Here is an 11,990-nt window from a genome sequence, read left to right as displayed (position 1 = left end):
CGCCGTCTTTACAATAATCAGTCCTTTGTAGAGACGGCGATTTATCGCGTCTCTTGCTTTGCCCGATAGAATAAGATGTTCTTTGAAGCATTGCTAACAAAAGCTCTCCATCCAAAGCATGAATGAGCCTGAGCAATAGCACTCTCGTTATGTATAACGGTGAGAAACAACTATTAACTATTGACTTTATACTATTGACTATTGACTAATAGGTGAGGGTAACAAAAATATGGCTGCAAAAAAACTTTTGATGCTGATTGGCGACTATGTAGAAGACTATGAAGTGATGGTTCCTTTTCAGGCATTGCAAATGGTGGGACACACTGTCCATGCAGTTTGCCCAGACAAAAAAGCTGGCGACAAGGTGCGGACAGCAATTCACGACTTTGAAGGAGACCAGACTTACAGCGAAAAACCTGGTCACAATTTCACTTTGAATGCTACCTTTGCAGAAGTCGAAGCCGTAACCTATGATGCCTTAGTCATTCCCGGAGGACGGGCACCAGAATATATCCGCCTAAATCAGCAGGTGCTAGAAATCACCCGTCACTTTGCCCAAACAAATAAACCGATTGCTGCCATCTGCCACGGCTTGCAGTTATTGGCAGCTGCTGATGTATTGCAAGGTAAAAAATGTACGGGTTATCCTGCTTGTAGTCCAGATGTTAAGAGTGCTGGAGGAATTTACGTCGATATCCCTGTTGATGAGGCAATAGTGGACGGGAACTTGGTAACAGCACCAGCTTGGCCTGCTCACCCCCGTTGGCTGGCAGAATTCCTCAAAGTACTTGGAACTAAGATTGAACACCCAGAACTGACTACAGTTGTATGAAGAGTGCTGAGTGCTGAGTTGTGTAAATTATCAGTGGCATTACGCTGCGCTATGCCCTAAAGCGTCTCCCCTTCTCTACGAGACGCTGTTCGCGTAGGGAGAAGACCTTACTTATTCACAACAGACGACTGAAAATTATATATTTTTGGAATGGAACTAAATGCAGTAAAAACTACTATTTTTTAATAAATTGCCGTGGGTGGAATTTGCAGCTAGGATGTCAAAAGTAAAGCACCAATACAATCTGATTTATCCACCTGACAAGCCACCTTTAGGACAAACTCTCAGTAAATGGAATACTTATTTACATTAGGTGAAACAATTTGAAATTTTGCTTCTAGAATTTTAAATTTCTTAGCAGTAAGTGAAGCTATAGTGGATTTAGCAATGCTGCTGTTAATGTGGCTAAGGTTAGTCCTGCTGCCAAATTATGTGAAGAATTAGTTTAGAAACGCACTTCTTATCGATGACAGGCAAAAACGCAAGACATAATGCATTTCTGCGGCTAGTGTCTGGTAATGGGGCAGCTTCTGGATCAGAATCTCGCTACTCCCTGCCCCCCAGTAAAGAAATGGTAATTGGACGCGACCCCAGCTGCCAAGTTGTCTTGGATGCCATGATGTACCGAATGGTATCTCGTCGTCATGCAGTGGTTCGTCCCCTCTCTCTATCCCCAGATAGCAAATTTAGCTGGGTGCTTTGTGACTTGAATAGTGCCAATGGCACTTATTTGAATGGACAGCGCTTGTATGAATGTCAAGAATTGCACCCAGGCGATCGCATTTCTCTAGGTGCTGATGGGCCGCAATACGTTTTTGAGTACGAGTATACCTTACTCACCCCGGCGACGACAGTGAACCAAGTTACACCACTGCCTTCGGCGACAAACTACCACGGTCACACACAATTAAAGCAGCCAGATTCTGTTAGCTTCACCCAACTTTTTCCGATTATTTCCACTGGTAAAGATTTAACTAGTAAGGCTTATCTTGTACCGGGAATACTGACCGTAATCTTTGTGGTGCTGATGTTTGCTACAGTCGGTCGCCCCCAAGATAATCAAGTGATCGTCGCAACTTACATCGCCTTCGCTGCCTACTATTTTGTTTACCAACTTTGTGGCAAACAGAAACCTTGGTGGGTGCTAATGGCTGCGGCATTAAGTACGACACTGATTTTAATAAGTCCGGTGTTGGATCTATTTATCTTCGTGTTTCGCGGCATTCTTCCTGGAAACTTGCCCTCACCCCAAGAATCTATTACTTTCACAGAGTTGTTGGTACGGATGTTTTTTGGCGCTGGGTTGATGGAGGAATTACTCAAGGCATTACCTGTAATCGGCGCATATTTTATCGGCAGTGGATTACCTTCACCTTGGCGAGAACGGATTGGGGTCTTGGAACCTCTAGATGGTATTCTCTTGGGAACTGCTTCTGCTGTGGGCTTTACTCTCTTGGAAACCCTCGGACAGTATGTGCCAGATATCACTCAAAATGTCACTGCACAGGTGGGTATAGGCGCTGCTGGTCAACTCGCGGGTTTACAACTGCTAATTCCGCGAATTTTAGGCTCTGTAGCTGGACACATGGCTTATAGTGGCTATCTGGGTTATTTTATCGGGTTGGCTGTTCTTAAACCCAGTAGAAGTTGGCAAATACTTTCTATTGGTTATCTTAGTGCCTCTGCGCTCCACGCTCTGTGGAATGCTACAGGATCAATCAATGCTTTGCTGTTGGTAGTTGTTGGTGTGTTATCTTATGCCTTTTTGATGGCAGCAATTCTCAAGGCACGGGCGCTGTCACCGACGCGATCGCAAAATTTTGCTACCCGATTTCTAGGTCCCAAATAGAGAGGGGGAGATGAGGGGGATAAGGGAGATAAGGGGGACAAGAGGAATAACCAATGCCCAATGCTTGAATATTTACCTCTTGGGATAGATGGCGTAGTTTGAAAATTAGCGTACTGTTAAATTTAGAATGGAGTAATTATACCTACGAAAATAAAAATCATTAGAACTGCTGCAAAAGTCTTGACTTGCGACTCTTTCTTTCCCCCTCTCCATCGTGCAAACCAACATCTTTGCAAGAGACGCGTCTAAACAGAGTGAACGCAAAGCCTGGGTTATGCGAACACAACGTATGATAAAAATTTTAGCTTTTTCTTTTGCCCATTCCCCATTCCCCATTCCCCATTCATAGTTCAGACTGAGAATTATTGAGTTGAGTAAAAGCGTAAGAAGCGATCGCTAAACTAACCTTGGCTTTCTCTACTTCTGATAAAGCTGCCCATTCGCTATTGTTAAGATTACTGAGTACAGATGCAGTATTGTGTGATTCACTACTTCGCATAGCGTAAGCAAAAGGACGAGCCAAAACTAAAAGATCCTCTGTTCCCCAAGTTGGTAGTACTGTCTGAACGCACTCCACTAGTTGCTCACTCATTAATTGGCGAGCAGCAAATATTTCAGCGGCTTTGGTGGCGATGGTATTGAGCAATGCTTGGGGGACACAGGCGGAAAATGTAGTACGTAATGTTTCTTGAAGATTCAGTACTACTGCCTGTTGTAGGTTGTCATTGTCGTCTGTCGTAGAAGTAATACCAGACCAAAGTGTATCTAGATGGTTGTAAAAATCTTGCGATCGCCTCATCAGTTCAACGCCCTGCAAATCTTCAATTTCGAACTGTTGTTCTAGTTCCTGAAAATAAGCTTCTGATTCTTCATCACCTGGATTCCAGGGATAGTTAGCATCCTCTGGTTCAAGTAAGGCTTCTAATAACTCTAAATCTACTTGAGATGGCAAAGAAGAGAAAGTGTCTGAGCCGTTAATTTTATTAGCCATTTTTTCTGATCTCACGATTATTTGGTGGTATTGACAGCTACAATTTCTCAGAGGAGATTTCCGCAAAAACTGTTGATTTTTTCTCTAAAAAAAAGCAGATTTTAAAAGCTGATGATTAACATTAAAATCCATTTATGCAATAGCTCTGCTAGGAGTCTTGAATTACAAACTCCCAGGTTTCACCTCTAGCACTTCCAAACTTTACCTGCATTCCCGATTTCAATGGGACTTCCTCTCGGAGGATTTGTTGCCAGCCATTAGGCCCTAAAAACCAGGTTGTTCCGTAAGTGGAAAAATCTTGCAAGTAATAAGTTCGCACCAATGTAGCATCAGTAAGAGTATTGCGGCAAAAGATTTCGGCATGGCGTTTGGATACAGATGGTTCGGGGATGACAATATCATTGTCTTTCGTGCGGCCGATCCGGGTGACTCCATTACGTAGTAGCCAGGTTTTACCTTTTGGGGTGAGCGATCGCAAACTTGCAGTCGGAAGCGGGGAACCTATATCAGGAATAGCTGTATCTGGTAGTTCCGTAATACCTTCATCCAGATTCTTAATCAGTTCACCATTAAAATCTGGATGCAGGTAGAGAACAGGCAAAGTCCAAGCAGGTTGATTAAATTTATACAGTGTTAACAACTCTTGCCTAGCCTGTGCTACGGCTTCATCAATTGGCTTGTGCGATCGCAAAGCTTCGGTAAAGGCTTGAATAAAACTGTGGCTTTCGTGGTCAGCGATTTCATCGCGCATCCCCAAAACCGCAGGCACTCCATGACGAATCAGTACTTCTGCTAAACTGCTGGCAGGAATAGCTTGATGATTGATCGCAGCTGGTTGTGCGCCCCAACAGGCGTTGAAAACAGCTAGTTTCACACCTGTACGGGTCAATACTTGCGCCAATTCTATTCCATTGAGGGGCATGTCTTGTCGCAAAAACAGTAACCCACCATCTGGGTCTGGCAAACCATGTCCAGCGTAAAAGAAAACATTGTATGCTTTGGTTTCTAATTGATCAATCAACTGTTGTGGAGTTGGTTGGATGAGTTGATTCACTACACAAGGTGCATATCTTTGGGAATTACCAGGCGTATCTACAAGAATTTGCTGTAATATAGCAGCTTCTTGTTCCAGTTGCAGCTTCTTGTTATCATGACCTAAAACCAGCAGGATACTTAAAGCTTGGTCAGTTCGCAAATACGGTAAGGCGTCAACTTCACTGCTGGTGCGACTAAATAGCAAATCTTGGGAAAGAGACATAGCCGATTGACCCGGCTCACGTTGCATAATTTCCCAAGGGAAAGCAATGAGATCCGGGTCGCGAATTTCTAGTCGAAAGCGCAAACGTGTATGCTGACCCATAGCAATACCACGGCTGCGTTCTAGACTCCCAAGAATTTGCCCGTCGAATACCCAGCGCCATAAATTCATTCCCAAGTATTGCATCAGACGACTGCTGTAGGGGCCAGTAGTCTGACCTGAAGGGGGGGAAATCCAATCTATGGGGAATGGGTTGGCTTTTTGAGATGTTGGGTTGGGGGAGATATCTAGGCGATCGTGACCAGCAAACATCTGCTGCCATTCTTGCCAAACCTGGGTGAGTTCAACAGGCCATACACAGTCACGTAAAACGTAGCCACTGGGATAGGGAGCCTTGACCACCCAAATGGCGAAGTTGTCAGTGCCAGTATTTAGGAGACGGGCGATCGCCAAATTCAGGGATGGCATGGATTCATTAAACTAAAAGCTACAAAAATAATTTCAATAGAAGAAGAATTCAGAAGGCAGAATGGGCTAAACGCCCCGCTACCGCTAACAGAATTCAGAATAAATGAGTGGGAGATTTAAACCCGATATTAATTGTTTTGCACCAAATTAGAAATATGGTGGGGTCTTAAACTCGGTTATTTATCTACCAGTCGTACATAATTCATTCTGAATTCTGACTCCTGACTCCTGACTCCTGACTCCTGAATTCTGTTTTGATAACAATTCTCCAAGGTGAAAATTTTCTACTTTTTTGACCTTGTAAGTTTTTACTCTGATTGTTACCTGTTATTATTTCAGGTTTTTACCAGTTTATCGAGTATTTGATTAAGTTGGACTGTTGTTAGGTGATTGAGTAGCTGGATCTGGTGGTTGTGTGACGGTTTTACATGGACTTGGTGCGTCTGATTGTAAAACAGAGACGCCAAAACGGTTCAGTTGGGAGGAGTCTAGTAATACTGTTGCTGGTAAAGGTTTTGAATTTGCTGGAACTGAGGGAGTTGGTGCTGGGTTATTAGTACTAGCTGGAGCTTGTGTGCTTTTATTGGCACAGACTTTCATAAACACTGAAAAATTCCCAGGAGTACTTTGGGGATTTGATTTTCTCTGAATAACTTCTAAAAAAGTCCCACGAGGAAGTGATTGGTTGTTTCCCAAGGAGATGTCATTGTTGGTTTTAATTACCCAACCAGGAGAAAGTTTCGCAAGCGATCGCGTTTCGGGTGTCGCTTCGATGGCAGGGTTTTGAGTTTGTAATGGATTGGAAAAAACTGGAGAGGCTCCTGATGGCGATCGCAATTGCTTGACGAACAATCCTAGAGCACCTGCTGCTAACACAAATATTAATGGAACTATCCACTGTAGCGGTAAACTGCGCGTTTTGGCAGGCTCAGTATCGGGAATGACCTGAGTTTTGTGGTTTGGGCCACCTAAAAGTGTTGCATCAGGCTTTCTGGAAGCAAAATCAACAGTTTTGGCAGAATAACTCTCTGGTATCACTGCTTGGATGGTGATTTCTGGTTCCCAGTATTGAACTTGATAGTGGACTAAAGCGATGGTGACATTATCGTGTCCATTTTTCGTATTAGCGATTTCGACTAATCTATCCGCAACAGTTACTATATTTGCTTCCCCAAATAGAATCGGCAAGATTTCTGTTTCCCAGTACTCCTCAACCCGATCAAAATCACTCAAACCATCGGATGTGAGTAGAAAAATAGCATCTTCATCGAGCATAAAACGTGCCGATGTGGGATGCAATGCAGTACTCGGCCCCATGCCCAAAGCTTGGACAAGGGAGCCAGCAGAATTTTGTTGTATGGCTTCGCGGTAGATGGCATAACCTAGCCGCACTTCGCGGGAGGCAACATCATCATCAAGGGTAACTTGATAACAGCCGTGACGTGTAATCCAGTAAGCACGACTATCACCAACGTGGGTGATGTACATTTCGTGAGCAACAGGCAATGCCATGACTAAAGTCGTGCCCATGCGTTGACGCCCTTGGCGATTTTCAACGTCATTGCGCTGACTAATTTTGTCATTGGCCATTGCCACTGCCTTGTCTAGGTCATTCAGCAGCAGTGAGGGGTCTATGTGATCGTAGGGAACTTTTGTGAGTTGCTGTACCTGCTGCTGGATCGTTTCAATGGCTAAATTTGAGGCAACATTGCCACCCTCGTGTCCACCGATGCCATCACAGACAATTGCTAAAGCTGTTGGCTGGGGTGGTTTGCTCACCAGAGTCCCACTAAGAGGGCTACAGGCATCTTCGTTCCGTTGGCGACTTGGGCCAGTGTCGGTTTTGGTGATAATTTTGATCGTGGGTGTTTGCGATCGCCCTAATTGTGCTAGTCCCTGATCTAAAACTCCGATTAATTGATCGGTTGAGTTAATCTTTCCCTGAATTAAGGAAAGGCTGATGCGATTGACAAATTCAGTTATGGCTGGTTTGGCATTCTTGACCAACTGCTGCCAAAATTCACCTAATTGGGGCAATTCTGGTGATATTTCGGTGTCGAAACGCAAATCCAACAAACGTACTAATGATCCTTCTACCCGTAATACAGATGAGTCAAGTAAGCTAGAGGCAACACCTTCACTCACAAGAGGTTGCCACAGATGAGCTATTTGCCATAACCAATTCAGTTGGCGCATCGATGTAGCATCATGCCAAGCGGTGGTTAACTCGCTGCCCAAATGCACTTGTTGGAGAGTGTCATCTACTAATAGTGGCGGTTTTTCTAGGAGTAATATTTCTCGATGGGACGACCCATTAGTTAGAAAAAGCACTCCATATACCTGCGGTACGTGTAAACGGTAGGGAATGAGTCTCAGGTAAGCTCTTAGAGGCTGTAAATTATCTAACTCAGGCGTTAGCGATAATAAACCAGGCTTTGTATCTAAAAGAAGAAATTTATCAACGACTAAATAGCGATCGGCTAATATTTCTCCAGGGCTACCCACACTTGGGCCATCTACCACAGCCCAGAGGTAATTTTTGGGTAGAGGCGTGGAACATCGCTGGCAAAACTTATGAGTCAGGGGGTTGGCAGCCTGACAATTTTCGTTTGGACAGTAGAGCGTTGCCGCGTCATTTTCCATAGTTTTCGCACCGATCAGCGATTGGCAATTTCTTTAATAACATTAGTAGGGACAATCTAGACCGCTCATCTTTCTTAAACTTGACATACCCAGACTTTAGATGATGATTTTAGCTGGCGGATATCAGCAGGTGCTAATACTTACTTATCCAAAGAATACGCTCCCAACTCAACCCTACAGCCTCATCATAGCTTTTATTGCCCTGTGACTCTTCATCGCCAAAGCAACTAACTCCAACCCTGTTCCCAAAGCATAACCCAAGCATAACTGTGCTATTTGCTTTTATTGAATTACCCCATCATCAAGAAGCAGATAATGTTGGTATTTATTTAGTTTATAAGTAGGATAGCAACAATTAACTTTAATTAAGAATTAAGAATAGCAAATATAATTTGGGCAAAAGTACCTGACGAATCAAGAAAATCTCTCTCTAAATTCTCTAAATCTCTCCCCTGGTAGGAGAGAGACTTGGGATTTTCCCCCTTTCCACGTCGGGAAGAGGGTTAGGGGGTTAGGTTTTTGATGGACTTTTGCAGATGAACTGAATTGTTAGAAAGGTTCAGCCAGCCTGCCATCAACTCATTTGCTTATTGTTTGTCGTCAATGGCAACTTGGGGGACTCCCATGCTGTAGTTGGTGACACGGGCAGAAAGATTGTAGCTGATCTCGCCGATTTGCAGGAGCGATCGCAGATAATGCTCTAAGTCTGACCCTACGCGGCGCAAGTTATAGTCGGTGAGGTCTGCGCCACTAGATGCTTCTACTAGTTCATCAAATTTTCGATAAACTTTTTGCAGCGCATCTTCATTCCAGTTAAATTCGTTATCTGGGTCAATATCTAACGTTAAGACTTGTTGACTGGGAACCAGTTCGCCATCCCGGTCAATCTCGCCTGCAAAAATGCGGACATGCCGGGTTGTGGACTTGAGCAGCATCGGGTTATCCATAAAAGGGTGTAAGATTTGGGTGAATTACACTGAAATTATTGTAGACGCTATATTCAGCGCTTGAATGCTCTCAATTTACAAGCTTTGAACACAATTTCAAAAGGGTATATTGAATAGGCATAAGTAAAAATATCACCTGTACTGATTGGCGTGCTACTTCTGTTATGACTTGAAGACAAAGTTAAATGCCAGTACTGACAGTAGTCCAATTATTTTTCTGTAAAAATTACTGGGTTGAGTATTTTTATTTGGTGTAATCATCTTAGCTCCTGCTAATTTTTTTTTACTCATCCAGCCCAAAAGACAGTAGGGGAAAGCACTTGGCAGGAATAATTTGATCTGTGTACATTTTTTTATGGAGAACAAAAGTTTTTAAATCAATAATTATGCTCATCAATTTATCCTGAATTTTCTATTGCAAAAAACGTACATCAAGTAATTTCACTGAATAGGGCTACATCGACTACTGGCTTTAATAAACTCCAAAAAATTAAGCGGTTTTACTTACGTATAAACACCAAAATTAAAGTAACAAGTCAAACTTTTGTTGACGTTAACATAAAGTTGATGTAAAAACCTTTAAAAAGGTTCAACAACTTCTTACAGAAACTTTATTGTGTAGAATCTTAAAAACTGAATAATAGTTATGGCTTACCATAAGCTACATCTGGCATAGAAACGTCAAAATTTAGACACTGAAAATCTAGCTTGAAAATACAACACAGGAGAGTGAAATGGAATACAAAGGTGATTGATGAAGAAAAATTCTTAATTCAAGCACTTTGGATTCAAAAGAGATATAAAGAATTTTGCTGGACATCTACCTCCTTACCCTCATGACAACCAAGTAAAGGAATCTCAATAGCTATGAACTCCAAAGCATTACCACGCCAGATAAATAATCTCGAAGTAGGTGTTTATGAGTGCGAAATCCATCTCAAATTCAGGTTGATTGAGGAAAAGAGTTTATTGAGCGATCGCGAGCAACTATTACAAGTGCTACTTGATGCTTTAACCGAAGGTTCTGACGACTTTCTAGAGACGCTGCAAGCGTCCGTTAAAGCGCAGGAGGTGTCTGAGTTTAAAGCCTCACCTCAAATGCGACGCCAGCTTATGCGCTTGCGTAATGCTGCTGAAAATCCCCAAACTTAAAGGTGTAATTTAAGTAATGAAAAAACGTGAATTGGGCATCAAATCAAATGTTGATCCCATACCCCCGTTGCCATAAAAACTAAACAGCAAGTAGGATTCATAAAATATTGTGGTTTCTACTTTTTGAAGGTCTTATTTAGCAGCACAAAGTCCCAGGAACAGTTTCCGCTATTAAAAACTTTGTAGCAAAGGGTACTGGTAGAATCTGAGAGCAAATTCAGCCGGGTGCATTTTACCGAGTTTTTATAAAAACATTGCAGGAAGAATAAAACCCTGTGTCTTTACAGATGGGGAATTGGACAACAGGCGCGAATCAAATGAAAACCTAAAAGACCAAAGTAAAAATAAATAACCTTTCTTTTAGCTTTTTGCTTGAGCTAAGTGCCTAGTTTGCTGAAATACTTATGTTTTATCGAACAGAATTCAGGAGTCAGGAGTCAGAATTCAGCAATGTTTTCTGTATGACTGGCGGATAGCGACGCGGAAAGCGAGTCTTCTCCCAAGGGGAGACGCCAAGGGCGAACGAGCGTCTTTATTCTGACTCCTGAATTCTGACTTCTGAATTCTTCTTCAAATCTTACTGGTAATAGGTTATGGTTTAGCAGCCAGTTACCTATTACCAATTACCCAGCAGTAGAGGGAGATAAGGTAGCAAGAATTTTAGATTTTAGATTTTGGATTTTAGATTGAATAATCCAAAATCTAAAATCCAAAATCCAAAATTGAATTGCCCAATTCCCAATACCTATTTAGCCAAGCCGTGTTCTAGAGCAAAACGAACTAACTCTGTACGGCTATTGGTACCGGTTTTACTAAATAAACGGCTGACGTATTTTTCCACATTGCGGACGCTGGTTTCTAAGCGACGGGCGATTTCTTTGTTCATCAACCCTTCGGCGACCAAGTTCAAAACACTTTGTTCTCTGGGAGTCAAATCAATTTTGAAAGGGGCTGGCGATTGGGAAATGGCATTTCTTTGGGTTAACAATGCCTTAATTTGGGCAATCTGATTGGCTAGTTCAGCAAGGTCGGGGGTTTCAGAGTCATCTCCTGTACTTGCAGTCTTAGCAGCGCGGCGGGCTAGCAAATTTTCGACTATGGCGACTAACTCATCTGGATCAAAGGGTTTGGGAAGATAGGCATCAACACCAGCGTGATATCCTTGAATGCGATCGCCTGTCATACCTTTAGCAGTTAAAAACACTACTGGGAGCGCTTGGAAGCGGGCGTCTTCTCGCAGTTGCTTCAAGAACTGATAGCCATCCACCTGGGGCATCATCACATCGGAAATCACTAAGTCAGGTGTATTCATTTGCATCCATTCCCAACCTTCAAGGGCGTTACTGGCGACTTGAACGCTGAAACCGCTCTCTTGCAAATAGTCTTTCACGGCTTCCCGTATCCCTGGTTCATCATCCACCAGTAACAATTGTGCTGACATTTAAGATTTCCTTGAGTTTTCCTTTTTCCAATTTAGCGAAAGTTGACAGTCATTGTGCAAAGTATGGTTTTGAAAGTGAAACCCATGCTCACAGATACTTTGCAGCCGCACTTAGGGAAGGTTGGCTTCCAATCTGGTAACAGGTTAACCATAATAGTAATAATCAAGACGGGAGAAGCTGCAAGATGACTGCTATTACCCTGAACCTAGAACCATTAATCCATCTCACTTCTGAGCAGTTTTACCAGCTATGTGAAGTCAACCCTGATGCTAAACTAGAGCGCACCGCATCAGGTGAATTAGTAGTTATGGCGCCAACTGGTGGAGAAACTGGTAGTCGAAGTCGCAGATTAGCCCTCTTCCATGACTCTAGGCAGAGTAAAATAAAAGTAAAACGTTCAAAGGAGGG

General features: G+C 42.9%; 9 protein-coding genes. 4 read left to right on the top strand and 5 right to left on the bottom strand.

The features are described from left to right. The first annotated feature begins 229 nt into the window (after positions 1-229). Entirely contained in the window at positions 230-832 is a 603-nt protein-coding gene (locus tag ABF638_RS34265; RefSeq protein WP_181928576.1) for a DJ-1/PfpI family protein, read from the top strand. Between the two features lie 466 nt (positions 833-1,298). Beyond that, a complete protein-coding gene (locus ABF638_RS34260; protein ID WP_181928577.1) occupies positions 1,299-2,681 on the top strand; it encodes a PrsW family glutamic-type intramembrane protease in 1,383 nt (460 codons plus the stop codon). A gap of 343 nt (positions 2,682-3,024) precedes the next feature. Here ABF638_RS34260 and ABF638_RS34255 read toward each other — a convergent pair whose 3' ends face one another. From ABF638_RS34255 to ABF638_RS34240, 4 genes are all read right to left on the bottom strand, one after another. After that, complete coding sequence (locus ABF638_RS34255; RefSeq protein ID WP_435027260.1) at positions 3,025-3,672, bottom strand: hypothetical protein; 648 nt, start codon at positions 3,670-3,672, stop codon at positions 3,025-3,027. A 148-nt stretch (positions 3,673-3,820) separates the two neighbouring features. After that, on the bottom strand, positions 3,821-5,398 hold the full coding sequence (locus tag ABF638_RS34250; protein ID WP_435027259.1) for a CHAT domain-containing protein: 1,578 nt from the start codon (positions 5,396-5,398) through the stop codon (positions 3,821-3,823). Positions 5,399-5,764: 366 nt separating this feature from the next. Continuing rightward, on the bottom strand, positions 5,765-8,041 hold the full coding sequence (locus ABF638_RS34245) for a protein phosphatase 2C domain-containing protein (RefSeq protein WP_435027258.1): 2,277 nt from the start codon (positions 8,039-8,041) through the stop codon (positions 5,765-5,767). A gap of 587 nt (positions 8,042-8,628) precedes the next feature. Continuing rightward, positions 8,629-8,988, bottom strand: a complete 360-nt coding sequence (locus ABF638_RS34240) for an NAD(P)H-quinone oxidoreductase subunit M (RefSeq protein WP_069070487.1) — start codon at positions 8,986-8,988, stop codon at positions 8,629-8,631. A gap of 867 nt (positions 8,989-9,855) precedes the next feature. Here ABF638_RS34240 and ABF638_RS34235 point away from each other — a divergent pair. Then, positions 9,856-10,140, top strand: coding sequence for an Npun_R1517 family heterocyst differentiation transcriptional regulator (locus ABF638_RS34235; RefSeq protein WP_069070488.1), 285 nt, complete (start codon positions 9,856-9,858; stop codon positions 10,138-10,140). A gap of 745 nt (positions 10,141-10,885) precedes the next feature. Here the strand turns inward: ABF638_RS34235 and ABF638_RS34230 are convergent. Beyond that, positions 10,886-11,581, bottom strand: a complete 696-nt coding sequence (locus ABF638_RS34230) for a response regulator transcription factor (RefSeq protein ID WP_069070489.1) — start codon at positions 11,579-11,581, stop codon at positions 10,886-10,888. A gap of 185 nt (positions 11,582-11,766) precedes the next feature. Between ABF638_RS34230 and ABF638_RS34225 the strand changes: the two genes are divergently transcribed. Next, positions 11,767-11,990 (top strand): Uma2 family endonuclease (locus ABF638_RS34225; RefSeq protein ID WP_435027257.1); only part of this gene is annotated, 224 nt, incomplete at its 3' end.

Source organism: Nostoc sp. CALU 1950 (assembly GCF_051172895.1).
GTDB lineage: Bacteria > Cyanobacteriota > Cyanobacteriia > Cyanobacteriales > Nostocaceae > Nostoc > Nostoc edaphicum_A.
Note: the sequence above shows the minus strand (reverse complement) of the source record. Positions and strands in the feature narration are given on the sequence as shown.

Excerpts from the sequence above, each read along its gene's own strand:
- ABF638_RS34265 (WP_181928576.1), top strand. The coding sequence starts at position 230 with ATGGCTGCAAAAAAACTTTTGATGCTGATTGGCGACTATGTAGAAGAC.
- ABF638_RS34260 (WP_181928577.1), top strand. The coding sequence starts at position 1,299 with ATGACAGGCAAAAACGCAAGACATAATGCATTTCTGCGGCTAGTGTCT.
- ABF638_RS34255 (WP_435027260.1), bottom strand. The coding sequence starts at position 3,672 with ATGGCTAATAAAATTAACGGCTCAGACACTTTCTCTTCTTTGCCATCT.
- ABF638_RS34250 (WP_435027259.1), bottom strand. The coding sequence starts at position 5,398 with ATGCCATCCCTGAATTTGGCGATCGCCCGTCTCCTAAATACTGGCACT.
- ABF638_RS34245 (WP_435027258.1), bottom strand. The coding sequence starts at position 8,041 with ATGGAAAATGACGCGGCAACGCTCTACTGTCCAAACGAAAATTGTCAG.
- ABF638_RS34240 (WP_069070487.1), bottom strand. The coding sequence starts at position 8,988 with ATGGATAACCCGATGCTGCTCAAGTCCACAACCCGGCATGTCCGCATT.
- ABF638_RS34235 (WP_069070488.1), top strand. The coding sequence starts at position 9,856 with ATGAACTCCAAAGCATTACCACGCCAGATAAATAATCTCGAAGTAGGT.
- ABF638_RS34230 (WP_069070489.1), bottom strand. The coding sequence starts at position 11,581 with ATGTCAGCACAATTGTTACTGGTGGATGATGAACCAGGGATACGGGAA.